The sequence below is a fragment of the Stenotrophomonas sp. 86428_Sma genome (assembly GCF_056481585.1).
Map to the genome: position 1 here is coordinate 3,163,484 of NZ_CM151156.1, position 23,169 is coordinate 3,186,652.

Here is a 23,169-nt window from a genome sequence, read left to right on the forward strand (position 1 = left end):
TCCTCGTCAGTGGTTGTACGTCCAGGGCCGCAGTACGCGGCCGTCCCATACGCCGCCCAGACCCCGTTCCGGGGGTTCGGCCATCCAGCGTCCTTGTTCCCGATGCAGTACGACAAGCTCCCGGTAGACGAAATCGTCGGAACACGAATCCCAGGCGACCGCGATCATAGCCCACTGCCCATCGACGCTGAAAACGGGCCGGGTCAGATAGACGACGTGGTCGTATGTCCGAGTCGGCCCATGCACCGTTGCCCCGCACCCCTGCTCCCGCAGCGCTCGAAGCCCCGCGCTGTCCATCCGCTGCACACCGGCCAATGCGGCCGCAGGCACTGGCGTGGAACGGCGATTGGCGGGAACCAGGTCCGCCTGCAGCTGCAACCGCAGCGCATGGATGTCCTGCGGCCACCAATCGTCCAGCGGCAGGACCAGATCGTCCACCTCCTGGCAGGTGGAGGCACTGCTGCCCGGCCAGCAATAGGGCAAGGTCTGCTCCATCACGTAGATGTCCTCCCCCACCGGGTCGGTCAACTGTGGCTGCTCCTGCGGGCGCCATCGATCGACGCGCGTGGACGGCGTCTGCGGTGCGGTGGGCACCTCGCTCAGCGGCGATGGCAGAACTGGTGTTGGCTGCGGCTCTGGCGGAGGTGGAGGGGAGAAAGGCGGCCTCTGCCGGATCGCCAGCGCCATCGCCTCCGCCTGCATCTGCGCCGTTCCCAGGTTGACCAATGGCGGACCGATCGCCTGCTGCCACCTCGGGCGCAGGCTGCAGACTCCGGCCATGAGAGCCAAAGCCGACAGCGCCGCCGCCAACGACGCAATGCGTCGCCAGACGATCCGTTGTTGGCAGTCACGGTCCGGCTTGAACGAGGTATCTGTCATCACGACTCCGGCAACGCGGGCCACAGGCCGTGGCCAAAGCTCATATAGCGGACAGGATCCACTCGAACACGCTCCCACCCGCCCTTGCTGCGGTGCAGAAGGTAGAGGGCGCGCATCGCCGTTCCTCCACTGCACAGATCCGAGGCGATCGATGCCATTGCCCAGTTCCCGTCCAGGCTGAACACAGGACGCTGCAGATAGACAACGCCCAGATCCGGATTGCCCCGGCCACCCGTGCATCCCTCGACGCCGCGTGCGCGCCGTTGCTGAAGCTCGTCCCACGTCATCCGTTGCGCTCGCACATGCGCAAGCTCAAACGCGAGGTCGGGTACGCGTACAGCCCGGCGGTTCGCAACCTGCAGCATCGCCTCCAGATGCTGCTGAAGTTGAAAGGACGCCGCACTGTCATCATCGCGCCACTCGACGACGCTGTGACGAACCTGGCAGACCGGGACGGGGTCTCCTTCACCGCAGGAAGGCGCAGTCCATTCCATCACTGCAAATGGCATGTCGGCTTCCCAGCCGCGCGGCTCGAAGTGTGCTGGCGCGACATCTGCCAGTGGCACCTCCGCGGTCGCGAACGCACTGTTGCCAGTCAGCATCGGGGAGGAGACTGCCTTCATTGGAATCGATGGTACTGGCGGCTTTCCTGGCGGTGTCGGTCGCAGGTCGATGAGCTCTGCCATCACCTCGGCCTGCATCCGTGCCGTTCCCAGATTGATCGGAGGCGGGCTGACATCCTGCCGCCACTGCGGGCGCACGCTGGCCATCAGCGCTGCGCCAGCAGCCACGAACAGGACGACCGCTGTCGTCAGGATGCGCTTCCGTGCAATGCGCTGTCGCATGAAGCTCCTCGAAGAAATGAAGCAGGTTGGGATATCGGCCGGGAACGTGGCGCTACACTGCTTGAATGACCTGCAGCAGGTGGGTCGCTCCTGGAGCCAGCGCCTGCGCAAGCCAACCCAGCACAGCAAAGAACAGCAGCAGGCCGAGCAGCGGCCAGATCGTGTGCGTCACGCATACGCGCCACCATCCCTGCTCCCGCATGCCCTGCATGCGCCGGTACAGGCCTCCGGCAATGGCCGCGTCCACCAGCAGCTCGGCCATCAGCACTGGCGCCGACCACACAATCCACACGCTGGCCAGCAGAACGGTCGCCACCAGCGCGACGAGGCCGAGGATCGCGAGCAACGGCAGGCCTGCTTCGTCTTCGGCCAGGCCGGTCAACGGCAGCTCACCGGCATCGTCGCCGTTGACCCGCGCCGACTCATTCCACGAAGCTGACGCGCCGCCACCTCCAGAACGGCCACCGACGCCGCTCCACGGTGATTCCACGGCACTTCCACGAGGCGATGGGCTGCCACTGCCCACATCCGGCGACAGGCCATCCAGCACGTTGTCCCAGCGCCAGCGGATCCAGATCCACATCAGCAGCAGGAATACGCCATAGGCCAGCAGCACGGCCATCGGGTAGCGCAGCAGCATCGCGTCGATACCGGCCAGACGCAGCAGGTGCGAGGCGAGGAAACCGGCCGCACCGGTCAGGGCCACGATCAGCGCCATCTGCAGGCGCGGCCAGCCGAGCTGCTGCAGATGCTGCCGCGCGCGCACGACTTCACTGCCGCGATTAGCCGGCAGCTTCAATGGGCTGCGTGTAAAGAAACGGGTGCGTTTCATCGGCGCCGCTGGATGCCGCAGATCGTGCAGCGTGGAAGCTCGAAAACCTGATACTGCATGCGGACATCCTTGCCGGGCACGCGTAAGCGGTGGTGGGCGGATTCTACCGCGGGCAGGTCCGCTGTCCAGACGGCGGGCCTATGCCATCGATCCTCAGCTGCGGTCGATGATCCGCACGATGCGACCGTCCTCAAAAGCGAACTCGCTGCGTCCCTGCAGGGCCAGTTCCGTGCCCGCACTGGGACCATCGGGAATGTCCTGCGCGAACACGCCACGCCAGCCGATCCTGGCCAGCGCCATGCCATCCTCGAAGGTCAACTCGAGCAACCGCTGCTCGCGCTCGCGGAACAACGGCGCCGATTGCCGTGCCAGTTCGCCGAAGGCATCGATGCCTTCGGTGACCATCGTCAGCTGGCTGCCGCTGTGGTTCTCGAAACGCACGTTATGCGCCAGCACCGCCAGCATGGCGTCGATGTCGAAGCGGTTGTAGGCCTGCAGGTAGTGCTCGATCAGGTGGCGGCAGTGCGATTCGTCCATGGCGGCGTCCCGTCAGGGCCTGCGCCGAGTCTCCCGCGACCGTGCCGCCGGATCAAGGCCGCGCGGCGGCTTTCAACAACTGCGCGGCCACCTGGTCGAACGGGGCGATGTCCTGCAGTGCGCGGCTCATCGCCACCGCACCTTCCACGCTGGCAATCACCAGACTGGCCAGCCCACCCGCGGCGGCCGGATCGTGTCCGTCGGCGACGAACGCTGCGGCCAGATGGCCCTGCCAGCGCGCGAATACCTCTGCAGCTGCCGCGCGCGGCTGGCTCGGTACGGCCTCCACCGGCTCCTCCACCGCAGCGGCCAACACCGGGCAGCCGGCGCGGAAATCCGTGCGCAGCAGGCGCTCGCGCCACATCGTCAGGAACTGCTGCAGGCCCTGCACCGCCCCGCCCTTCAGCAGCTCCACCAACAACGCTTCGACCTTGTCGCCGGCCATATGGGTGGCACGCGCCAACAGCTCCTGCTTGCCGCCGGGAAAGTGGTGATAGGTGGAGCCCAGCGGTGCCTCGGCCAGCTTGGTGACCTCACGGATGCTGGTGGCATTGAGACCCACACGCGCCAGCATCTGTGCCGCAGCATCAATCACGCGTTGTGGCGCATCAGAGGGACGCGGGCTCACGGCAGGCTCCTTGCCAGGACAGTCGTCATAGATTAGCGTACCGGCGATTATATAACAGTCGTCATAACCATGAATCTCTGGTTCCGCCTGCTCCACCTGCTCCTGTGCAGCCTGTTCCGGCCCAAGCTGGAGGCCCCGTTCGGGGTCTCGCGGCTGCAGTTCCGGGTACTGCCCAATGACCTGGACAGCAACCTGCACATGACCAACGGCCGCTACTGGAACATCTTCGACCTGGGCCGGCTGGACCTGATCCTGCGCATGGGCCTGGGCCGGGTGGCGCTGCGCGAGAAGTGGGCACCGATCGTCGGCGCCGGCACCATCCAGTTCCGCCGCGAGCTGAAGCCGTTCCAGCGCTTCACCCTGGAAACGCGGCTGGTCGGCTGGGTCGGCTCGCGCGGGATCATGGAACAACGCGTACTGATCGGGCCCGAGCAGAAGATCGCCACCCGTGCGCTGCTGGTCACCGGCATCTACGACCGCCGCGCGCGGCAGTTCCTGGGCATGCCGAAGATGATGGAAGCGATCGGCGTGGTCGCCCCGCCGTCGCCGCCGCTCAGTGCAGCCGCCGAGGCGCTGCTGGCTGCCGATGCCGCATTGAAGCAGGACGACGCCTGAGGCGCGTCAGCCCACCTTCGGCATGTTCTTGGTCACGCAATGGATGCCGCCACCGCCGCCCGCGATGGCATCGATATCCACCTGCTCGATCACGCGGCCGGGATACATGTCTTCCAGTAGTTCGCGGCAGAATCCATCCGCTTCGTCGTCTCCGAACTGCGGCGCGACCACCGCGCCGTTGATCGGCAGGTAGTTGATGTAGCCCATCGCCAGATCGTCGTTGTCGCGCGTATGCACGTTGTCGCGTCCGTCCAGCGGCGGCGGCAGCGTATGCACCTGCAGGCGACGGCCATCGGCATCGGTGGCCCCGCGCAGGATCCGCAGATGCTCGCGGGTCAGGTCGTAATCGTAGGACTCCGGATCGTTGTCCAGATTGGCGATCACCACGCCCGGGCGTACGAAGCGCGCATAGAAGTCCACGTGCGCATCGGTGATGTCCTTGCCGGCGATGCCGGGCAGCCAGATCACCTTGCGCAGGCCCAGGTGATGCTTCAGCTCGGCCTCGATATCCGCGCGCGACCAGTCCGGATTGCGGTTGCGGTTGACCCAGCAGCTTTCGGTGAGGATGGCCGTGCCATGGCCATCGACTTCGATGCCACCGCCCTCGCCCACCAGATCGCTTTCCAGCAGCGTCGCGCCAGTCACCTGCGCCAGCCACGGCGCCACCGCGCCATCGTTGCGCGCGCTCTGCTTGCCGCCCCAGCCATTGAAGTTGAAGTCGACCAGGCCCAGCCCGCCCTGGCCATCGGTGACGAAGCACCCACCATAGTCGCGCACCCAGATGTCATCCAGCGGCACCTCGAGGAACTCGATGTTGTCGCGGCCACAGCGATCCTGCGCCTGCTTCAACTGCGCCGGGCGGCACAGCACGCTGACCGGCTGGTGGCGCGCGATGGTACGGGCCAACCGCGCCACGGCGGTGTTCACCGCATCGGCTTGCGCGCCCCACACCCGCGGCTGCGCGGCGAAGGCAAGGAACACGCGTTCCTGTGGGCCGTGCTCGTCCGGCATGCGCCAAGTCCCCGCACCTGGCCCTGCTGCAGCCACGCGACCCGGCAGCCCGGCCAGGCCCAGAGCAGCCAGGCCGCCAAGGCCGGCGGCGCCCGCCAGCTGGGTGAGGAAGTGACGACGGTTGCTCATGACAGGCTCCATGGCCGGTGTGGGATGGGCGCTATGCTGCGCTTGCCGACACATAAGAACAAACGATAGATTCAGCCATCAAATGAATAGCTTTACTTATCTGAAATGCTCAAGCACTGGCCACCGCTGAACGCCCTGCGGGGTTTCGAGGCTGCCGCCCGGCTGGGCAGTTTCCACCGTGCGGCGGAGGAACTGCACCTGACCCAGTCGGCCATCAGCCAGCAGATCCGGGGCCTGGAAGCGTCGCTGCAGCAGCCGTTGTTCTTCCGGCAGGGCCGCAGCGTCACCCTCACCGATGCCGGCATCGACCTGCTGGAAACAACGCAGGCGCTGCTGCGGCAGCTGGCCAGCGGCATCCGCCGGCTCGATCAGTACCGCAAGCCCAATCAACTGATCGTCAACACCAGCCCGGCCTTCGCCCGCCATTGGCTGGTGCCACGCCTGGCCGGGTTCCACCGCCTGCATCCCGACGCCGACCTATGGCTGCTGACCAGCGAGGAAGCACCAGACATGACCACGCAGACGCTGGACGTGGCGGTGCGTGATGACCTCGACTCACAGGCGCAGTGCGAGCATCGCGTGCTGCTGCAGGACCGCCTCTATCCAGCCTGCCATCCGGCCCTGCTCGCCACACCGGCGCACGAACGCCTCACCCTGCATGGCGAGCGCGAGATGGACTGGAGCCAATGGCAGGTACAGGGTGGCGCCGATGTCGGCCAGCGTCGCGAGGGAATGAATTTCTCCGAGCCCGGGCAGTTGCTGGATGCAGCCTGCCAAGGGCTGGGCATCGCCTTGGTCAGCGAGCTGCTGGCAGCCCGAGCCTGCGAACAAGGCCTGCTGCAAGCCCTGGATGATGCACGCGTGCGCGGCCCGCGCTGGAGCTGGCTGGTGCATGAGGACAGCGCGGCCGATCCGCTGGTGATCAGTTTCTGTGAGTGGTTGCTGGCGAGTCTGCCCGCAGAAGCTACTTCTGCTGCAGCGCGCGCTTGACCGCCGCCTCGGCCAACGGCGCCATCACCGCATAGCCCTTCGCCGTAGGATGCACGCCGTCCTCCGCCAACTGCGGGTCCAGTCCGCCGATCGCATTGGCCATCGGCGTGTAGTAGTCCAGATAGACCAGCTGCTGTGCATCGGCATAGCGCTTCAATGCCGTGTTCAATGCACGCACCTTGGGCGCAGGTGCTGTGCCCGGCAGCCACGGGTAATCGCTGACCGGCAGCACTGATGCCAGCACTACGCCGATGCCATGTGCACGGGCAAGGTCCACCATCGCGTGCAGGTTGTCTTCGATCATCGCCTGCGTGGATGGGCCGGTGTTGCCTGCCATGTCGTTGGTGCCGGCCAGGATCACCACCACCTGTGGCTTCAGTGCCAGCACGTCCTGCGGGAAACGCACCAGCATCTGCGCCGTGGTCTGGCCGCTGATGCCGCGGTTGAGCCAGCCCTTGCCGGGGAAGAAACCGGCACTGCCTTCCCTGCCCCAGCCCTCGGTGATGGAGTCACCGAAGAACACCACGCGCGGCTGGCCGGGCACCGCATCAGGTAGGCGCGCATTGGCATCACGATAGCGTTGCAGCTCCGGCCAATCGGCCAGGCGCTGCTGCATGAAGCGCACTTCGTCGGGGCGTAGCTGGTCGATGGGCGTCTGCAGCAGCGGGTTGACTGCGACGGCCTCAGCGGCGCCCAGCGGAGAAGCCAACGCGAGGCCCAACGCCACGACAGTGGCAGTGGCAAGCTCAACAGGTCCACGCATGCGGGTACTCCTGAAATCATCTTCAGCAGTCTAACGCCCCACCCTGTGCTCAGCGTGCAGCCGTACGCGCCGCCACACCCGTGACTTTCGCCGGCATCCACATACCCGGCGTCCAGCCGCTGGCGGCCAGGATCGCCTTCGGGTTGTCCTGCTGGATCAGCGCACGCACCGCGTCACGCTTGTTCTTGGCCTGCAGGTAATAGGCCTTGGCGATGCGGTATCCCACCCAGTACCCGAGGTCATAGGGCTCCTGCGAACCGGGCTTGTAGTTGTACAGCCACGGCGACAGATCGGTGCTGTCCAGATCCAGCGCGAATGCGCTTTCGATATGCACTTCCCGACCACGGGTCCAGGCCGCATGGCGCCCGTTGCCGACGTTGCCGGAAATCAGTTCGGCGATGAACTCAGCAATGCCCTCGCCCAACGAAACACGCAGCACCGTCGCATGCGGGTCGCCCGGCTCGAAGTCGGTCAGGCCGGTCTGCTGGATGTGCACGTACTCGTGCGCGATCACATGCACGAAGCGGTCCTGCACATTGGGATTCATGAAATCGGCTGCGCACAGCGCTTCCAGGCCGATGATCACGCCGCTTTTCGAGGTCAACCCTACCGGACGACCACGGCCGACGGCGATGGTCACCGGCGGAAACGCAGCCTGCGGATAGATGGCCTGCAGGTTGGAAAACACCTGCGTCAGACGTTGTTTCACCGCCGGCAGTTCGGCCAGGCAGCTTCGCCCCTGCACATACAGCTCCGGCTGGCTGGCGATGGACTCGGCAATGCGCTCGGGGGTGACCCGGCGCGCCTTGGCCAGCTCGGTCAGGCCCGCCGAACCCTCGGCCATGTAGCCACGCAACTGCGCAACGCTGGGTTTGCCACCTGCGTTGTCGTACAGCGCGTAGAAACGGCTGACATCGTCAGTGACAATCTGCGGCCCGGCCGGTGCCGCCGCCGTGGCCATGCCAACCACCCCGGCACAGGCCAGGGCCAACAGGCCGCGCAGGATCATGGACATCGCTCCGTCCTTGGTGGAGTGCATGCGAAGCGCGCAATCTATCACTCCGGCCCGGCCGCCGCAGCAAGCAGATGCGGGCACCCCGGCGCTGTGCCAGACTCGCGTTGGCACCTGCCACGGAAGATAGAGCACCCCGCGATGATGATCGTTCCCGCCTACTGGGCCGAAGCCCGCCTGCAGGCCCGTTTCCGTGGCCGGCCGGTGGTGGTGCGCCGCTTCGGCTGGTCCGACGAAGGCCCTGCCGAGGCGCAGGTGCACGCCGACCGCCGCGCCAATGAAGCCCTCAATGCCATCCTCGCCGGACAGGTGCTGCCGCGTCGCGAAGTGCGCAGCAACTACGGCGTGGAAGGCGTGCCGATCCGCGAGCAGATCGTGCAGCGCGACGGCGACGTCGTCATAACCCGCAACAGCTATGGCGCACTGTGCCTCAACAGCCCGGACGTACTGTTCGCCGACATCGACCATGCGCAGCCGCCAGCCGGCTGCGTGATGCCGGCCATCGTTGCGGCGGTCGTGCTGCTTGCCGGCGCCGTCACCGGCACGCTGCTGTGGCATTGGCTGGTGGGACTGGTGCTGGGCGTGGCGGCGGTGGTTCTGGTCAATGCGGCATTGCTGATGCGCCGCAGGCAGCGGCTGGCCGCCGCCGGGGGCGCCGAGGGGTTGGCGCTGCGACGCGTGGAAGCCTTCAGCGAACAACACCCCCACTGGCATCTGCGCGCCTACCGGACGCCTGCGGGACTGCGCGTACTGGCGATGCATGCCACGTTCTCCCCGGAGGACGAGCAGCTGCAGGCATTCTTCAAGGCACTGGGCACCGATACCCTGTACGCGCGCATGTGCCGGCTGCAGCATTGCTTCCGTGCGCGACTGACACCGAAGCCGTGGCGCGTCGGCCTGAAGTACCGCATCCGCCCGCCAGTGGCCGCGTGGTCATCCGAACAGGCCAACAACCCGGATCGATTGGCCTGGATTGCCGAGTACGAAAAGAAGAGCGCCGGCTTCGCAGCCTGCGCTTATCTACGCAGTTTCGGCGATACCACCCGGGTGCATGCCAAGGCCGAGCACGTGCGCGATCTGCATGACGGGTTATCCCACGCGCAGGACCGCCTACCGCTGGCGTGAGGGCGGCTGCTCAGTCAGCGCTCTGCACGAACGGCTGCCCTGCCAGGGTAGTGCCCAGCCGCACCGCGATCTGTTGACCGTCCTTTTCGAAGGTCGTCGCACACTGCTTTCCGTCCTTCTGGCATCCGACTTCCGGAAAGCCCTCCAGCGACTCCGGCGCGCCCTGCGCAGGTTTCGCCTGCCAGCCTGCAGCATCCAGCAGGCGCTTGGCCTTGGCGTAAGGCATGCCGGCGACAATGCCCAATTGCGTCAGCTCAGCAGGAAACGACTGAGCATATGCCGTTGAAACCAGGGCCAACGACAACGTTGCAGCAAGGAGAATGGCTTTCATTGCACCGACCTGGAACGAGCGATCAGGTTCAGCCTAGACCATTTGCGTGGCATGCGAATGTGCCGGTAACACGTCGTTACCGAGTCTCCACAGTTGATTGCAGAGCACGTGCATCTGTTTACATGCGAACAGCAGCCGAGCATGGCGCGGCTCTACAGGATGCAGGAAGGCCGCCCGAAGGCGGCCTCGTGCAAAGCAGTCGAGCTCGCTCGACGCTACTTGGCGTTCTTCACGTAGGTGTCGAACCAGTTCAGCATCTCCGACACCAGCTGCTCGTTGGACTCCAGCGCGGTGTACCAGTGCGGTTCGTTCGGCAGCATCACCAGGCGGGTGGTACCGCCGTTGCCACGAATGGCCTGGTACAGCTTGCGCGACTGGAACGGCTCGGTGCCCGGGTTGGCGTCGTCCTCGCCGTGGACCAGCAGCAGCGGCAGCTTGATCTTGTCGGCATAGAAGAACGGCGAGGCCTTCAGGTACACGTCCTGCGCCTGCCATACCGAGCGACGCTCGTTCTGGAAGCCGAACGGGGTAAAGGTCTTGTTGTACGAACCGCTGGTCGCCACGCCGGCCTTGAACAGGTTGGTGTGCGCGATCAGGTTGGCGGTCATCAGGCCGCCATGGCTGTGACCGGTCACGCCGATGCGGTTGCGGTCGACCACGCCCATGTCCACGGCCTTGTCCACCGCTGCCTTGGCGTCGGCTTCCAGCTGCTCCAGGTAGGTGTCGTAGGCGTTCTTCGGGTCACCCACGATCGGGAACGAGGCATTGTCGATGATCGCGTAGCCGGCCAGCAGCATCAGGCGGTACGGCTGCAGGCGGGTGAAGGTCTGCTGCGAACCGGACACCTGGCCGGCCTGCGCGGCATTGGCGAAGTCGGCCGGGTAGGCGTACAGGATCGCCGGCACGCGCTGGCCCTCCTTGTAGCCCGGCGGCGTGTACAGGGTGAACGACAGGTCCACGCCATCGGCGCGCTTGTAGGTCACCAGCTGCTTCTTGATCTGGCGCACTTCCGGGGTCGGGTCGACCAGTTTGGTCAGCGCGGTCGCGGTGGACGCGAACTGCGCCTCGCTGGTCTTCGCATCGGCCACTGCCTCCCCCTGCTGGCGGATGAAGGCGTTCGGCGGATCGATCACCGACTGGTGCCAGGTCAGGTAGCGCCCCGGCGTGTTGCTGAAGCCGAGGAACTGTTCGTAGGCGTCGGCACTGCTGCGGAACAGGCGCTCGCTCTTCAGCGTGCCCAGGTCCAGGCGGTCGAGGAACGGACGATCGCCCTGCGGCGAGGCGCCACGGCCGCTGAGGAACACGTGGTTGCCCTCACGGCGCACGACCTGCGCGCCATTCGGCAGGCGGGTAAACACCAGGTTGCCGGGATTGCCGTACAGCTCATCGCTGGACATGTCCCACAGCAGGCGACCTTCCTTCTTCGGCTGGTCCACGTCGACGATGCGGGTCTGCATCCAGTGACGGTTCTCGTCGTTCTCGTACTGGAAGGCTACGGCCGGATCGGCGGTCCACGCGAAGCCCTCGAATCGCTGCGCGGTACGGGTGATCTCGGTCGGCCTGCCGTTGAACGGGGCCTTCAGCATCAGCACGCGGTCACGGTGCGGCACGCTGACCTTCCAGTCGCCCTTGTCCAGCGCTTCGGCATAGACCAGGGTCGCCGGATCGGTGGCTCGCCAGTCGAAACCGCGCGGGCCTTCCGGTACGCCGTGCACCGGCACGCGATCCGCCAGCGGCAGGCTGGCGATCGGCGTGCTGCGGCCATTGCTCACGTCCAGTACGGCCACGTCGTTGGCGAAGCGCTGGTAGGTCACCGCATGTGAGTACGGCGCCTTGATCGATTCGGTCAGCACGTGCACGCCGTCGGGCGCGGCGCTGACCTCGTTGAACAGCGCAGGCTGCCCCACCGGGCGCACGCTGCCCGCGGCGGTATCGACCACGGCCAGCTGCGAAGCGCCGTAGTAGGCGAACAGCTTTTCGTCATGCACGCTGGTCAGCGTGTCGCGGGCTTCGTAGGTGCTGCTCTCGCCACTGCTGCCCAGCGATTCCTGCGCATCCGGACCGGTCGGCACGCCACCGTTGGACGGCGCCGGACCCTGATTGGCCGGCACCAGTTTCACCAGCAGGTTCTGGCTGCCACCCAGCCACTGCACGGTGTAGCCGAAGATCGGGTTCAGCTGCACGTTCGGCACCTGCTTCACCTGGCCGGTGGCCGCATCGCCTACCCACAGCTGCACGCTGGTATCGACCGCATTCTGGAAGGCGAAATGGCTGCCATCGGCCGACCACAGCGCGCCGGTGGCGCAGCCCTGCGGCAGGTTGACCTTGGTCTCCTTGCCGCTGCCGATATCGACCAGGGTGAAGTCGGCCACGCAGGCCGGAATACCGTAGCCGCCGGGGGTGTCATGCCGACTGCGGTTCTTCGGCTCCAGCCGAACGCCGGCCAGCTTCAGGTACGGCTGGGCGACGCGGCTGATCGACGGATAGGTCTGCGCGGTGGTCAGCAGCAGGCGCTGGCCGCCCGGGGCCACGTTCGGTGCTGGCGGCGGCGGTGCCTTCAGCACCTTGAGCAGGTGCTCCGGCGGCTTCGCGTAATCGGCAAGCGCCGGGCCAGCGGCCAGCAGGCCGACGGTGGCAACGGCAACGGCCGCTGCCAGAGAGGTTCGACGGATCAGCATCCTTATCCCCTGGGGTGTGAATGGGTACCCGGAATCGGGCATGGCCCCGAATCTAGCACCGCAGGAGTTGTCGTGAATGGGCCGGAAGGGCTAGTGGCCGGATGGGGCAAAGTGCAGCTCCGGCAGGTGCCGGGGAGCTGCCGGCACCTGCCAGGCATGGCCTGGCACTACTGCTGGGCGTGCAGGTCCCAGGCGGTGAGATAGTCCGGGTCGACCACGATCATGCCGCTGTTGCTCATCCGGTACTCTCCCGGCTGGGCCGGCAGGTACTGGTCAAGCATCGGCGGCAGGTAACGCTCGTGGCCATCGTTCTCGTCGGCCAGCACCACGCCTTCATCGGCACTGATGCGCAGCACCGTTCCCGCGTACTGCTCCAGTCCCTGCACCTGGCCGTCGCCGCCGTAGCGGGTCACCCCGACCAGCACCAGTTTTCCGATCATTTCCTCGACCTTGGCATCGTCCAGGGCCGGCAGCATTTGTTCGTATTGGTCGCTCATCGGTGCACCTCCAAAGCCTGCAGGATCATCATGGACAAGCCAGCCTCCGCGCTGCGAAGGCCATCGGGCAACGCAGAGGACAATCTGGCGGGCGTATGTCTATTGCAGGGCCGGCAAGAGCATGCCGGGACCGCATCGGGTGAACAGTGGCAGATGCTGTGGGTGGCGGCCATCCGTGCCGGCAAAGTGGCCGTATCAGACCAGGGTCAACACCACGCGTTGCATTGCATGCAGGGTAAAGCGTGACAGCTGCGCAGTTGTTGCATGACGGCCTCCTGTTGAAGGTCACACGCGAAGTTGATGATCCATGGACCCGATGCTGACATCGCGCGCGGAATGGTCAAGTGAAGAATGCGCACCCGTTCACCTTTTGTAACGCATTCGGGTGCCTCGATTACGCTTATCCTCTGCTTCATCCGGCTGGCCCTAGGGTCAGCCTTCAATCTGCAAGGAACGCACATGCCCCGGTACGCATTCATACGACCGTGGACGCTCGCACTTTCAGCGACCACGCTCTGCGCCTGCGCACATGCCGCCGACCGCACGCCGACTTCTCAAGGAACCGACACCATGGCCCCCGCCGTATCCGAGACCACTTCGCCCTCACCGCTCAATGCCGAGCAGTTGCTGCTGCGCCTGCTGGACCTGATCAAGGTCACGACCTCCACCCGCGAGCTCACCGCCGAGCGCCTGTCCGCGGCAATGCAGGCGCCGGCGCAGGTCTTCGGCCCCGGCCACTTCGGCTATGGCGGCACGCTGACACCGGAATGGGGCTATGGACTGGAAGTGCAGCGGGCCGGCACTGCCGACGCGCGGCTGGACCTGAACTTCATGGACACCAGCAGCGATCGCAAGGCCTCGGCTGCGGCGATCTGCCAGGTCGACTTCAACCACTTCGCTTCCGCACTGGATGCCGCCGGCTTCAAGCGCGAGACGGTGCGCGGCGAACACGGCCGGGTGATCTACGACCGCTTCGATCGACCGCAGCTGAGCATCAAGGTCGACACCATGCCCGAGAACCCTCACGCCCTCGGCGACGCCACGCATGCCTGCGTGCGTCTTGTCACCGTGCAGTAAGGGGAGCCATCAATGACGATCCTTTCCGCAGAAACGGAACGCCTGCTGGGCGAATTCGCTGGCAAGACCGACGTCACCAGCGACCAGGTCGACAATCTGCGCAGCGTCATCGCGGGCTCGCCCGTGCTGGCAAAGCAGGTGGACGCCGCCATCGCGGCAGGCTATCTGGAACGCTTCGAACTGTTGCCCGCCACAAGCAACGCGGGTGGCACCTACGAGACCGGCACGAAATCCATCAACCTGCCCGCCAGCAGCTTGTCGACCCCGGCGGCGCCGGACCGGCTCGACGCGGCCGAGGTCACCTTTGTGCTCGGTCACGAGATCCAGCACGGCTTCAACGATGCTGATGTCGAGCGCGCCTACGTGCAGTTCGAAGCCGACGTGGAGCAGGTCGCGGGCCGTACAACGAGCCATGATTACACCGAGGCCATCGGCACCCTGCTCGCGGCCAACCGCCGCGATGAGGCTTCTTCGAACATCGCAGGCTGGAATGCGCTGGTCAGCCAGGTACGTGCCAACAACCCGGACGCTACCCTGCGCGACCTGTATGAAGCCAGCACCCGCTCGACAGATGTCATCCAGTCGCGCCCCGGCCCGCCGATCACCTATGCCCCGCACCCGGAGCTGACCCTCAATGCGGACCTGACCATCTCCCCCACCGCAGCCAACATCGAGGGAATGGCCAGGCACTATTACGATCAGGGCGTCAGCACCGGCCTGGGCCATCATGGGAATTCGGACTACCAGAATTTCTACGGCGCCCTGGCGATCGGACTGGCCAGCGAATACGAGGCCGCGAATCCAGCGCCCGATGGCGTCAGCCGGATGGAAGTGAACATGAAGAAGCTGGGCCTGGATGAGCGCCTACTGGAGCAGAACGGGCTCAACCTCGGCGAGGGCTCGCCCCCGCGCCAGCCCTACTTCGATACCAGTACCTCGCCGTCGACGCTGCATTACTTCGACCACACTGAGGGCACGCATACGCATGTGCCGATCACCACACAGCATGCGGTGGAGGGCGATGGCTTACCGACGCTGCTTGCGGAAGGCCGTGACCGTTCGCTGCACGAGCAGATCCGCGGCAAGGTAGCTGAGCTGGATGCTGCCAACGGACGCAGTTTCGATGCGTCCAGCGAGCGCCTGAGTGCCAGCCTGCTGGTGCTGGCCCGCGAAAACGGCCTGGACCGGGTCGACCATGTGGTGCTCAGCCGCCAGACCGAGGGTGCGGGCGCGGCGCAGAACATCTTTGTGGTGATGGGGCCGCTGGAAGATCCGGCCTCGCTGCGCGCCTCATCACCCACTGCCGAGGCCGCCCAGCGTCCGGTGCAGGACAGCCTGGATACGCTTGCCGTGGTCAACCAGCGGCAGGCCGCTCAGGCCACGCAGGAACAGGTCCGCGTGCAGGAGCAGCAGCGCGGCGCGCTGACGCACTGACGGGGAACGACATGGAGCCGCCGGGACGCGCCCGGCGCTCCCTTGGCGGCACCCACGCTAGAATGCGCGCATGCGCACCGTACATGCCCTCCGCTACATCACCCCCTTGCGGGAAGGTGGCTCCCTGCCGGCCGTAGTCGAGACTGACGACGACGGCATGGCCGTGCTGAAGTTCCGAGGCGCCGGCCAGGGCCCGAAGGCACTGATCGCCGAGCTGATCGCTGGTGAAATGGCGCGCACGCTGGGCCTGCCGATTCCGGAAATCCTGTTCGTGGAGCTGGACCGCGAGTTCGCCCGCACCGAGCCGGACCCGGAGATCCAGGAACTGATCCGCGCCAGCGAGGGTTTGAACCTGGGCCTGGACTACCTGCCCGGTGCGATCAACTACGACCCGGCGGCGATGCCGGTGGATGCCGACCTGGCCTCGCGCATCGTCTGGTTCGATGCGTTCACCAGCAATGTCGATCGCACCACGCGCAATCCCAACCTGATGGTGTGGCATCGAAAGCTGTACCTGATCGACCACGGTGCGGCCATGTACTTCCATCACGACTGGGCCAACGCCGGCGATGCCTGCGAAAAGCCGTTCGTGCTGATCCGCGACCACGTACTGCTGTCGTTCGCCAACCGCATCGCCGGGGTGGATGCCGAACTGGCCGCGCGCCTGACCGATGCCGAGATCGAGCGCATCGTCGGCCTGGTGCCGGACAGCTGGCTGGTGGACGAACCGGCGTTCGACAGCCCGCAGGCCTACCGGCAGGGTTATATCAACTACCTCAAGCACCGCCTGAAGGTGCGTGCGGTGTTCGTGCAGGAGGCCATCCGTGCCCACGCTGCACACGTATGACTACGCCGTCATCCGCGTGGTACCGCGGGTGGAGCGCGAGGAATTCATCAACGTCGGGGTGATCGTCTCCTGTCCCGGTGCGCGTCATCTGGAAGCGGCCATCGAGATCGATCCGGCACGCCTGCACGCCTTCGCGCCAGCGCTGGACCAGGAGGCGCTGCAGCCATGGCTGGATGCGATCGTGGCGATCTGCCGCGGCGATGCCAGCGCCGGGCCGATCGCGCAGCTGCCGGCGCGCGCGCGCTTCCATTTCCTCACCGCCAAGCGTAGCTCGGTCGTGCAGATGTCGAGCACGCATGTGGGCCGCACGGCGGACCCGGCGGGTGTGGTGGAACACTTGATGACGAAGATGGTGCGGGTGCCGCGCTGACGCGCCCGTCTCTCACTTCCGGGCGCGCGCCCTGTGCCAGGCAATGAGCGCACAGGCTGCTGCAGCGGCAATCAACACCCACCCGGCTGCCGCTTGTCCATGCAGGTAGCCTTGTGCATACGCAGCACTGGCACCTTCGCTGGCCATGGCCGGAACACCCTTGAGTATCACGTGCACCCCACGCAGCAGCAGCACCATGCTGGCGACCAGACACACCACGGGAAGGAGTCGGCTCATGGCCCGATTCTGGTCCGCCACCTGCCCCAGCGTCAACATCGCTGTGGCATAGTCGCTCGGGACTACAACGGCACTCTTCGCGCGATGTAGTTGACCACATTGCCGATCGCATCCGGATCGACATTGGCCAGCCCAACGATCACATAGCCCTGCGCGGGTAGCACCACGATGGCACTGTTCGATCCGGGCGCACCGCCTTCGTGGCCGTACTGATGCTCCCTGCCCTCGCCCTGCACCAAGAAGCCGAACCCGTACCAGCCCTTGTGGTTCTGCGCCGTGGTGGCCTGCTGCAGCAATGCAGGTGAGACCAGCTTTCCGCTGCGCAGCGCCTCGGCGAACTTCACCATGTCGCTCACCGTGCTGTAGCCACCACCGGCTGACATGCCGCGCCAGGGCAGCGACTTCGTTTCACGCACCCATTGCCCATCCTGCTTCGTATAGGCGACCGCACGCTGTGGCACCGTCACTGTTTCCGGTTCGAAGCCGGTGCCGGTCATGCCTGCCGGGCGCAGGATGTGTTGCTCCACATAGGCGTAGTACGACTGCCCGGAGACGGCCTCGATGATCCGCCCAAGCACGATGAAGCCATAGTTCGAGTAGCTGTCCTGGCTGCCGGGCGTGAACTGCGGTGCATCCTTGGCAAAGCGCTGCACATAGTCATCCAGCGTCTTCAGCGACGCGGAATACTGCTCGAAATCGTCGCCGAAGAAATCACCCAGGCCACTGGTATGGGTCAGCAGCTGGCGAACCGTCACGCTGTTGGCAACGGCCTTGTTCGGATAGTCCGGCAGGTGCTTGCCGATCGTGTCATCGAGACTGAGTTTGCCCTCCTGCACCCGCTGCAGTATGGCCACTGCGGTGAACATCTTGTTGGAGGACGCAAGGCGGAACTGCGTATCCACACCCACTGGAATGCCAGCGGTGCGATCGGCATTGCCACCGCGCCAGTCCAGCAGCACCTTGCCGTTCCGTGCCACCTGCAACGCACCCGACAGCGCGTCCTGGGCCCGCAGCGCCTCCAGCCTTGCTGTGGCATCGGCCATCAGGGCAGGCAAAGCAACCCTCTCCGGTCTGTACTTGTCCGGCGTTTCAGTGCCTTCGATCTGGAACTGCTTCAGGTGCGCCGGATTGTCCGGGTCCATGCTGGCCGTCACCCACATCGCGCGCTCGTTCAGCTGGCCCATCACCAGCACCTTCGCGTGACCGGGCGCGCTCTGGAGTGTTTCCAGCACACGCAGCGGGCCGGTGCTCTCGCGGAACTCGAGATAGTCCTTGGGGCTGCTGCCTTCCTTCTTCGCGTAGGTATCGGCGAACGCCTGCAGTTGCTCGAGGCTGCCAGCGTTGAAGGCCACCAGCCAGTCATCGATGGCGTCCTGCGCACGTGGATGTGCACGCTCGGAAGATGTAGCGCCGATTGCTGGAAAAACCGGGGTAACCATTAGAACCGAGCAGGCCAGTGCATTGCAGAGAAACAGGCGTCCAACAACCCTCATGGCAGTTCCTTTGCGGGGATTCCTGGCCGCATCCTAGACCAAGGATGCGGCCGCCGCATCGACGCCAGGGACTCTGCCGCAACACCTCAACAGTGACGCTGAATGCTTCGATGCGACGCCATCCACTCCGCCTGCGTGGTGGAATGCGCACAGCCCCGGATGCAACGTGAATGCGTGATCCTTCGCAGTTGATGGAAACCCTTCTACCCGATGGCCCCGCTATCGCCTTGCCATCGTCTGTTCGCTGAATCTCGCCACGCAGAAGTCCAGGAAGCTGCGCAGCTTGGGCGTCAGCTGGCGATCGCGCGGATACACCAGGTTGATCGAGGTCGACACCGGTACGTAGTCCGGCAGCACTTCCACCAGCTCACCACGCGCCAATGCTCCGGCCAGCATTTCGTGCGGTTGCAGGATCAGCCCCAGCCCTCCGATGGCGGCGGTCAGCAGCGGCTCGGCCTGGTTGACCATGAAGCGGCTGGACACTGGCACGGTCAGCACGCCGCCATCGGTATCGCGAAAGCTCCAGCGGGTGCGGATGATCGAATGCGCGAAGCCCAGGCACTCGTGGCGGCTCAGGTCATTGGGATGGGCAATGGCCGGGCGCGAAGCCAGATAGTCCGGCGAGGCACACAGGACCAGCGGATACGGCCCCAACCGCCGCGCCACCAGCCCACTGTCGGCCAGATCGCCAGTGCGGAACACCAGGTCGTAGCCGTCTTCAACGATGTCCACCAGACTGTTGGACAGGTTCAGATCGACCTGCACGTCCGGGTACTGCTGCATGTAGGCCACCACCGCGGGGCCCAGCGCGTGCACGCCGAAGGTGACTGGCGCACTGATGCGCAGGCGCCCCATCGGCCGCCCGCGCGCCACTTCGGCCAGCTGCTCGGCCCCCTCCACTTCCTCCAGGATCACCCGCGCCCGCGCCAGATAGGCCTGGCCGAAGTCGGTCAGGCTCTGCTTGCGCGTGGTGCGGTTGAGCAGGCGCACCCCCAGATGCTGCTCCAGCGCCTGGATGTGCTTGCCGACCAGCTGCGGCGACAGGTCCAGTGCCTCGGCAGCGGCGGCGAAGGAGCCGACCTCGGCCACCTTGGCGAAGGTCCGCAGGGGAACGATCAGGTCCATTGCAAACAATTGTTTTTCAATGAAACGCCAGATTACCCCTTATTCTGGATGCAGACTACGCGCACAGTAGCGCTCACCCTTTCGCCGGCGCCCTCGCCGGCCCTTCCTCGGAGCCCCCCATGAGCCAGGTTGTCCGCATCCACGAATATGGCACTGCCGATGTACTGCGCATCGACGATATCGACGTTCCCGCCCCCGCCCCTGACGAAGTCCAGATCCGGGTGAAGGCGATTGGCCTGAACCGCGCCGAGGTGATGTTCCGTAACGGCGCCTACCTGCAGGAAGCGCAGTTCCCCAGCCGCCTGGGCTACGAAGCGGCCGGCGTGGTTGAAGCCGTCGGCAGTGCAGTGAGCGGATTCACTGCGGGCGATGCGGTCAGCGTGGTGCCGCCGCTGGATATCGCGCGCTGGGGCACCTACGGCGAACTGGCCAACGTGCCGGCACGACTGGTAGTCAAGCATCCGCAGGCACTGGACTTTGAAACGGCCGCCGCGGTGTGGATGCAGTACGTCACCGCCTGGGGGGCGCTGTTGGAGCAGGCGCACTTGTCCGCCGGGGATTTCGTCATCATCACCGCCGCCAGCAGCAGCGTCGGCCTGGCCGCCATCCAGATCGCCAATGCAGTCGGCGCCACGCCGATCGCTGTGACCCGTGGCCCGGGCAAGCGCCAGGCCCTGCTCGACGCCGGTGCCGCCCATGTCATCGCCACCCAGGAACAGGATCTGGTGGCCGAAGTGGCGCGCATCACCGGCGGCGCAGGTGCCCGCGTGGTGTTCGATCCGATCGGTGGCCCGCAGTTCGTGCCGCTGACCGAAGCGATGGCGCGTGGCGGCATCCTGCTGGAATACGGCGCGCTGAGCAGCGAACCCACGCCGTTCCCGTTGTTCAACGTGCTGGGCAAGTCGCTGACGTTGAAAGGCTACCTGTACTCGGAGATCGTTTCCGACGATGCCGCGCTGGCCCGCGCGAAGGCATTCATCGTGGATGGCCTGGACAAGGGCACGCTGGCACCGAAGATCGCCAGGGTGTTCCCGTTCGCGCAGATCCAGGACGCACACCGTTACCTGGAATCGAACGAGCAGATCGGCAAGGTGGTAGTGACGGTGTGATCCAGCGTCATGCAACGGGGGCGGCCCACCGCCCCCGTTGCGGTTACCTCGGCAACGCAAACGCCATCACGTAATCGCCGTTCGGGGTTTCCATGAAATGGTGGCCGCCGGCCATGATCACCACGTACTGGCGGCCGCCCTGCTCGTACACCATCGGGTTGGCCTGCCCACCGGCCGGCAGCTTGGCGTGCCACAGTTCCTTGCCGGTCTTCAGATCGATGGCGCGCAGCAGGTCATCGGTGGCGGCGGCGATGAAGATCAGTCCGCTGGCGGTCACCACCGAACCGCCATTGTTCGGTGTGCCGATCTCGATCGGCAGGCCGGAGCGGATGCCGAAGGGTCCGTTGCCGCGCGCACTGCCGAATGGACGGTCCCACAGCAGCTTGCCGGTGCGCAGGTCGATGGCACGGATGCCGCCATAGGGCGGCTGCTTGCACAGCAGACCGGTGAACGGCAGGCGCCAACCGGCATTGACCTGGATGGCGTAGGGCGTGCCCACCTGCGGGTCACCCGCGCCTTCTGCTCCGCCCTTGTCGAACCGGATCTTTTCGCGCGGCAGCCAGCCCAGCCGGTCGGCCTCCGCGCGTGGCACCAGCCGGTTGTAGTTCGGCATGTCGTTGTAGTTGGCCACGATCACGCCGCGGCGCGTATCGATGGACACGCTGCCCCAGTCCGAGCCGCCGTTGTAGCCGGGGTACTCGATGGAATGGCGGTCACTGCTCGGCGGCCTGTAGAACCCTTCGTAGTAGGCCTTGCGGAACTGGATGCGGCAGACCAGCTGGTCGATCGGGGTGATGCCCCACATGTCACGTTCGGTCAGCTCATGCTCGCGACGCAACGTGTGATACAGCGAGAACAGTTGCGTGGGCGAGCGCTGCTCGGGTTCGACGCCGCCCACCGGCACCTTGCGCTCTTCGGCCGCGGTCAGAAGCTGGCCGTTGCGGCGGTCGAGGATGTAGATGTCGCCCTGTTTGGTCGGCAGCAGGATCGCCGGCACTTTGCCGGCAGCGGTCGGGTAATCGATCAGGCTGGCCTGCGAACCCAGGTCGTAATCCCACACGTCCTTGCGCACCGCCTGGAAATGCCAGGCCGGCTTGCCGGTGGCCACGTCGATCGCCACCAGTGAGGTCGAGTAGCGATTCTGGTTTTCCGTGCGCGAGCCGCTCCAGTAGTCGCCTGCGGAGTTGCCCAGCGGCAGGTAGACCAGGCCCAGCGCCTCATCACCGGTGGCGGTGGTCCACATGTTGGGCGTGCCGCGCGTATAGGTCTGCTCGCGCGGTGGCAGACCGCTGCGCTCGGGCTGGTCCATGTCCCACGCCCAGCGCAGCTTGCCGGTGATGGCATCGTAGGCCTGGATCACACCCGACGGCGCATCGCGGCGCTGCCCGTCCAGCACCTGGTGACCGGTCACGATCACCCCGCGCACGATCGCCGGTGGCGAGGTGATCGACACGTAACCCGGTGGCACCTCACCCATGCCCAGGGTGATGTCGACCTGGCCGTTGTTGCCGAAGTTGGCGCAGGGGCGGCCGCTGTCCGCGTCCACCGCGATGATGCGGCCGTCCAGCGTGCCTTCGATGATGCGTGCCCAGCACGCCGGACGGCTGCCCGGTGCAGCACTGCGGGTGACGCTGGGCGGCGGCTCCGGCAGCGCCAGATCGGCAGCGACATCGGCCAATGCCGCATCGGCAATGGTCGGCGTGCGGGGCTGCTCGTAGTAGCTCACCCCGCGGCAGGCGGCGGTGTACGGAATCGAGGTGTCCTTCACTTTGGGATCGAACCGCCACAGTTCCTTGCCGCTGGCGGCATCGAGTGCGATCAGGCGGTTGCGCGCGGTGCACAGGTAAAGGCGATCGCCGATCTTCAGCGGCGTGGTTTCCGCGCCCCAGCGCTTCTTGGGCATATCGCCGGTACGGAACTGCCAGGCTGGCTGCAACGAGGCCACATTGGCCGGGGTGATCTGCTGCAGCGGCGAATAGCGGGTGGCGGCATTGCTGCGGCCCCACGCCGGCCAGTCGCCCTCGGCGGGCTGGTCAGCCGGCTGCAGGCCCGTGGTATCACGCGTAGGTTCCAGTCCGGCGCTGACCGCGCCTTCCGGGAACGGCTGATGCCCATCCACTTCACCATGCGGCGCAAAGGCCAGGCCGAAGGCGGCCACGAACACCAGCATCAGCACACCCGCCGCGCTGCGCGACAGGCGTTTGGAGACCGGCTCGTGCAGGGTGGGCGCCAGCAAGGCCAGCACCATGCCGAGTGCGGTCACCAGGCCCAGCCGGGGCACCCAGCGCCAGTAGTCGCTGCCTGACTCCCACCAGGTCCACAGCAGCGTGCCGATGAACACCAGCGCGTACAGCAATGCACCGCTGCGGCGGTTGCCGAACAACAGGATGCCGCTGGCCAGCAGGCCGAGCCCGGCGATGGCGTAGTACGCCGAGCCGCCAAGGCTGAGCAGCCACGCACCGAGCCCGCCGATGACCAGGCCGAGCACGACCAGCAGCAGCGACAGCACGGTGACAAGGGGGTGCCGGGAGGCGCGAACAGGGGCAGGAGCGGACTGCGGCGTGGCGGACATCGTCGATCTCCGGGGGCAGCATGCGCCGTTATC

Annotated in this window: 24 protein-coding genes; 9 read left to right on the plus strand and 15 right to left on the minus strand. The window is 66.0% G+C overall.

Going from position 1 to position 23,169, the window contains the following annotated elements:
- Window positions 1–6: 6 nt before the first annotated feature.
- The 5 genes from ACZK3J_RS14600 to ACZK3J_RS14620 form a co-directional block, all read right to left on the minus strand.
- Window positions 7–879: a hypothetical protein gene (locus ACZK3J_RS14600; RefSeq protein WP_049463192.1), complete on the minus strand. Its 873-nt coding sequence runs from the start codon at window positions 877–879 to the stop codon at window positions 7–9.
- On the minus strand, window positions 879–1,724 hold the full coding sequence (locus tag ACZK3J_RS14605; protein ID WP_478476012.1) for an energy transducer TonB: 846 nt from the start codon (window positions 1,722–1,724) through the stop codon (window positions 879–881). Before ACZK3J_RS14605 ends, ACZK3J_RS14600 begins: the two co-directional genes overlap by 1 nt.
- Window positions 1,725–1,776: 52 nt before the next feature.
- The gene (locus ACZK3J_RS14610) at window positions 1,777–2,556 is read right to left on the minus strand and encodes a hypothetical protein (RefSeq protein ID WP_049463190.1); all 780 of its coding nucleotides are present in this window, start codon (window positions 2,554–2,556) and stop codon (window positions 1,777–1,779) included.
- Between the two features lie 153 nt (window positions 2,557–2,709).
- Window positions 2,710–3,093, minus strand: coding sequence for a nuclear transport factor 2 family protein (locus tag ACZK3J_RS14615; protein WP_049463189.1), 384 nt, complete (start codon window positions 3,091–3,093; stop codon window positions 2,710–2,712).
- Between the two features lie 52 nt (window positions 3,094–3,145).
- A complete protein-coding gene (locus tag ACZK3J_RS14620) occupies window positions 3,146–3,721 on the minus strand; it encodes a TetR/AcrR family transcriptional regulator (protein ID WP_049463188.1) in 576 nt (191 codons plus the stop codon).
- Between the two features lie 69 nt (window positions 3,722–3,790).
- Between ACZK3J_RS14620 and ACZK3J_RS14625 the strand changes: the two genes are divergently transcribed.
- A complete protein-coding gene (locus ACZK3J_RS14625; RefSeq protein ID WP_049397600.1) occupies window positions 3,791–4,336 on the plus strand; it encodes a thioesterase family protein in 546 nt (181 codons plus the stop codon).
- Between the two features lie 6 nt (window positions 4,337–4,342).
- Here ACZK3J_RS14625 and ACZK3J_RS14630 read toward each other — a convergent pair whose 3' ends face one another.
- A complete protein-coding gene (locus ACZK3J_RS14630) occupies window positions 4,343–5,476 on the minus strand; it encodes an agmatine deiminase family protein (protein ID WP_201116746.1) in 1,134 nt (377 codons plus the stop codon).
- Between the two features lie 105 nt (window positions 5,477–5,581).
- Here ACZK3J_RS14630 and ACZK3J_RS14635 point away from each other — a divergent pair, with 105 nt between their 5' ends.
- A complete protein-coding gene (locus ACZK3J_RS14635; RefSeq protein WP_478476013.1) occupies window positions 5,582–6,466 on the plus strand; it encodes a LysR family transcriptional regulator in 885 nt (294 codons plus the stop codon).
- On the opposite strand, the gene ACZK3J_RS14640 is transcribed toward ACZK3J_RS14635, so the two are convergent.
- Together ACZK3J_RS14640 and ACZK3J_RS14645 are read right to left on the minus strand one after the other, a co-directional pair.
- On the minus strand, window positions 6,441–7,229 hold the full coding sequence (locus ACZK3J_RS14640) for an SGNH/GDSL hydrolase family protein (protein WP_478476014.1): 789 nt from the start codon (window positions 7,227–7,229) through the stop codon (window positions 6,441–6,443). The two genes, ACZK3J_RS14635 and ACZK3J_RS14640, sit on opposite strands and share 26 nt — an antisense overlap.
- A 49-nt stretch (window positions 7,230–7,278) precedes the next feature.
- Window positions 7,279–8,244, minus strand: a complete 966-nt coding sequence (locus ACZK3J_RS14645) for a DUF2268 domain-containing putative Zn-dependent protease (RefSeq protein ID WP_478476015.1) — start codon at window positions 8,242–8,244, stop codon at window positions 7,279–7,281.
- Window positions 8,245–8,382: 138 nt separating this feature from the next.
- Here ACZK3J_RS14645 and ACZK3J_RS14650 point away from each other — a divergent pair, with 138 nt between their 5' ends.
- Window positions 8,383–9,366, plus strand: a complete 984-nt coding sequence (locus ACZK3J_RS14650; protein WP_049463183.1) for a hypothetical protein — start codon at window positions 8,383–8,385, stop codon at window positions 9,364–9,366.
- Window positions 9,367–9,376: 10 nt separating this feature from the next.
- On the opposite strand, the gene ACZK3J_RS14655 is transcribed toward ACZK3J_RS14650, so the two are convergent.
- The 3 genes from ACZK3J_RS14655 to ACZK3J_RS14665 all read right to left on the minus strand — a co-directional run bounded on the left by ACZK3J_RS14655 (window position 9,377) and on the right by ACZK3J_RS14665 (window position 12,872).
- Entirely contained in the window at window positions 9,377–9,697 is a 321-nt protein-coding gene (locus ACZK3J_RS14655) for a hypothetical protein (RefSeq protein ID WP_006376283.1), read from the minus strand.
- 215 nt (window positions 9,698–9,912) lie between these two features.
- Window positions 9,913–12,375, minus strand: a complete 2,463-nt coding sequence (locus ACZK3J_RS14660) for a S9 family peptidase (RefSeq protein WP_478476016.1) — start codon at window positions 12,373–12,375, stop codon at window positions 9,913–9,915.
- 167 nt (window positions 12,376–12,542) lie between these two features.
- Complete coding sequence (locus ACZK3J_RS14665) at window positions 12,543–12,872, minus strand: hypothetical protein (protein ID WP_478476017.1); 330 nt, start codon at window positions 12,870–12,872, stop codon at window positions 12,543–12,545.
- A 30-nt stretch (window positions 12,873–12,902) separates the two neighbouring features.
- Between ACZK3J_RS14665 and ACZK3J_RS14670 the strand changes: the two genes are divergently transcribed.
- From ACZK3J_RS14670 to ACZK3J_RS14690, 5 genes are all read left to right on the plus strand, one after another.
- Entirely contained in the window at window positions 12,903–13,118 is a 216-nt protein-coding gene (locus ACZK3J_RS14670) for a hypothetical protein (RefSeq protein ID WP_071227482.1), read from the plus strand.
- Between the two features lie 324 nt (window positions 13,119–13,442).
- Window positions 13,443–13,949: a hypothetical protein gene (locus tag ACZK3J_RS14675; RefSeq protein WP_223224724.1), complete on the plus strand. Its 507-nt coding sequence runs from the start codon at window positions 13,443–13,445 to the stop codon at window positions 13,947–13,949.
- 12 nt (window positions 13,950–13,961) lie between these two features.
- Window positions 13,962–15,383: an XVIPCD domain-containing protein gene (locus tag ACZK3J_RS14680; protein ID WP_478476018.1), complete on the plus strand. Its 1,422-nt coding sequence runs from the start codon at window positions 13,962–13,964 to the stop codon at window positions 15,381–15,383.
- 70 nt (window positions 15,384–15,453) lie between these two features.
- Window positions 15,454–16,230, plus strand: a complete 777-nt coding sequence (locus ACZK3J_RS14685) for a HipA family kinase (RefSeq protein ID WP_478476019.1) — start codon at window positions 15,454–15,456, stop codon at window positions 16,228–16,230.
- Window positions 16,208–16,600: a DUF3037 domain-containing protein gene (locus ACZK3J_RS14690; RefSeq protein WP_049400180.1), complete on the plus strand. Its 393-nt coding sequence runs from the start codon at window positions 16,208–16,210 to the stop codon at window positions 16,598–16,600. The genes ACZK3J_RS14685 and ACZK3J_RS14690 overlap by 23 nt, the downstream gene beginning before the upstream one ends.
- 12 nt (window positions 16,601–16,612) lie before the next feature.
- Here the strand turns inward: ACZK3J_RS14690 and ACZK3J_RS14695 are convergent, their stop codons facing one another.
- From ACZK3J_RS14695 to ACZK3J_RS14705, 3 genes are all read right to left on the minus strand, one after another.
- Entirely contained in the window at window positions 16,613–16,837 is a 225-nt protein-coding gene (locus ACZK3J_RS14695) for a hypothetical protein (RefSeq protein WP_125892069.1), read from the minus strand.
- Window positions 16,838–16,899: 62 nt separating this feature from the next.
- Window positions 16,900–18,330 carry a serine hydrolase domain-containing protein gene (locus ACZK3J_RS14700; RefSeq protein WP_478476020.1) on the minus strand — a complete coding sequence of 477 codons (1,431 nt, stop codon included), beginning with the start codon at window positions 18,328–18,330 and terminating at the stop codon, window positions 16,900–16,902.
- Between the two features lie 219 nt (window positions 18,331–18,549).
- Window positions 18,550–19,455, minus strand: a complete 906-nt coding sequence (locus ACZK3J_RS14705) for a LysR family transcriptional regulator (protein ID WP_478476021.1) — start codon at window positions 19,453–19,455, stop codon at window positions 18,550–18,552.
- Between the two features lie 119 nt (window positions 19,456–19,574).
- Here ACZK3J_RS14705 and ACZK3J_RS14710 point away from each other — a divergent pair, with 119 nt between their 5' ends.
- Window positions 19,575–20,564 carry a zinc-dependent alcohol dehydrogenase family protein gene (locus ACZK3J_RS14710; protein ID WP_032127690.1) on the plus strand — a complete coding sequence of 330 codons (990 nt, stop codon included), beginning with the start codon at window positions 19,575–19,577 and terminating at the stop codon, window positions 20,562–20,564.
- A 43-nt stretch (window positions 20,565–20,607) separates the two neighbouring features.
- Here the strand turns inward: ACZK3J_RS14710 and ACZK3J_RS14715 are convergent, their stop codons facing one another.
- Window positions 20,608–23,136, minus strand: coding sequence for a membrane-bound PQQ-dependent dehydrogenase, glucose/quinate/shikimate family (locus ACZK3J_RS14715; protein ID WP_478476022.1), 2,529 nt, complete (start codon window positions 23,134–23,136; stop codon window positions 20,608–20,610).
- Between the last annotated feature and the right edge of the window lie 33 nt (window positions 23,137–23,169).

What these genes read in the sequence shown, in the direction of transcription:
- ACZK3J_RS14600 (WP_049463192.1), bottom strand. Translation starts at nt 879, where the DNA reads ATGACAGATACCTCGTTCAAGCCGGACCGTGACTGCCAACAACGGATC.
- ACZK3J_RS14605 (WP_478476012.1), bottom strand. Translation starts at nt 1,724, where the DNA reads ATGCGACAGCGCATTGCACGGAAGCGCATCCTGACGACAGCGGTCGTC.
- ACZK3J_RS14610 (WP_049463190.1), bottom strand. Translation starts at nt 2,556, where the DNA reads ATGAAACGCACCCGTTTCTTTACACGCAGCCCATTGAAGCTGCCGGCT.
- ACZK3J_RS14615 (WP_049463189.1), bottom strand. Translation starts at nt 3,093, where the DNA reads ATGGACGAATCGCACTGCCGCCACCTGATCGAGCACTACCTGCAGGCC.
- ACZK3J_RS14625 (WP_049397600.1), top strand. Translation starts at nt 3,791, where the DNA reads ATGAATCTCTGGTTCCGCCTGCTCCACCTGCTCCTGTGCAGCCTGTTC.
- ACZK3J_RS14630 (WP_201116746.1), bottom strand. Translation starts at nt 5,476, where the DNA reads ATGAGCAACCGTCGTCACTTCCTCACCCAGCTGGCGGGCGCCGCCGGC.
- ACZK3J_RS14635 (WP_478476013.1), top strand. Translation starts at nt 5,582, where the DNA reads ATGCTCAAGCACTGGCCACCGCTGAACGCCCTGCGGGGTTTCGAGGCT.
- ACZK3J_RS14640 (WP_478476014.1), bottom strand. Translation starts at nt 7,229, where the DNA reads ATGCGTGGACCTGTTGAGCTTGCCACTGCCACTGTCGTGGCGTTGGGC.
- ACZK3J_RS14645 (WP_478476015.1), bottom strand. Translation starts at nt 8,244, where the DNA reads ATGTCCATGATCCTGCGCGGCCTGTTGGCCCTGGCCTGTGCCGGGGTG.
- ACZK3J_RS14650 (WP_049463183.1), top strand. Translation starts at nt 8,383, where the DNA reads ATGATGATCGTTCCCGCCTACTGGGCCGAAGCCCGCCTGCAGGCCCGT.
- ACZK3J_RS14655 (WP_006376283.1), bottom strand. Translation starts at nt 9,697, where the DNA reads ATGAAAGCCATTCTCCTTGCTGCAACGTTGTCGTTGGCCCTGGTTTCA.
- ACZK3J_RS14660 (WP_478476016.1), bottom strand. Translation starts at nt 12,375, where the DNA reads ATGCTGATCCGTCGAACCTCTCTGGCAGCGGCCGTTGCCGTTGCCACC.
- ACZK3J_RS14665 (WP_478476017.1), bottom strand. Translation starts at nt 12,872, where the DNA reads ATGAGCGACCAATACGAACAAATGCTGCCGGCCCTGGACGATGCCAAG.
- ACZK3J_RS14670 (WP_071227482.1), top strand. Translation starts at nt 12,903, where the DNA reads ATGGACAAGCCAGCCTCCGCGCTGCGAAGGCCATCGGGCAACGCAGAG.
- ACZK3J_RS14675 (WP_223224724.1), top strand. Translation starts at nt 13,443, where the DNA reads ATGGCCCCCGCCGTATCCGAGACCACTTCGCCCTCACCGCTCAATGCC.
- ACZK3J_RS14680 (WP_478476018.1), top strand. Translation starts at nt 13,962, where the DNA reads ATGACGATCCTTTCCGCAGAAACGGAACGCCTGCTGGGCGAATTCGCT.
- ACZK3J_RS14685 (WP_478476019.1), top strand. Translation starts at nt 15,454, where the DNA reads ATGCGCACCGTACATGCCCTCCGCTACATCACCCCCTTGCGGGAAGGT.
- ACZK3J_RS14695 (WP_125892069.1), bottom strand. Translation starts at nt 16,837, where the DNA reads ATGAGCCGACTCCTTCCCGTGGTGTGTCTGGTCGCCAGCATGGTGCTG.
- ACZK3J_RS14700 (WP_478476020.1), bottom strand. Translation starts at nt 18,330, where the DNA reads ATGAGGGTTGTTGGACGCCTGTTTCTCTGCAATGCACTGGCCTGCTCG.
- ACZK3J_RS14705 (WP_478476021.1), bottom strand. Translation starts at nt 19,455, where the DNA reads ATGGACCTGATCGTTCCCCTGCGGACCTTCGCCAAGGTGGCCGAGGTC.
- ACZK3J_RS14710 (WP_032127690.1), top strand. Translation starts at nt 19,575, where the DNA reads ATGAGCCAGGTTGTCCGCATCCACGAATATGGCACTGCCGATGTACTG.
- ACZK3J_RS14715 (WP_478476022.1), bottom strand. Translation starts at nt 23,136, where the DNA reads ATGTCCGCCACGCCGCAGTCCGCTCCTGCCCCTGTTCGCGCCTCCCGG.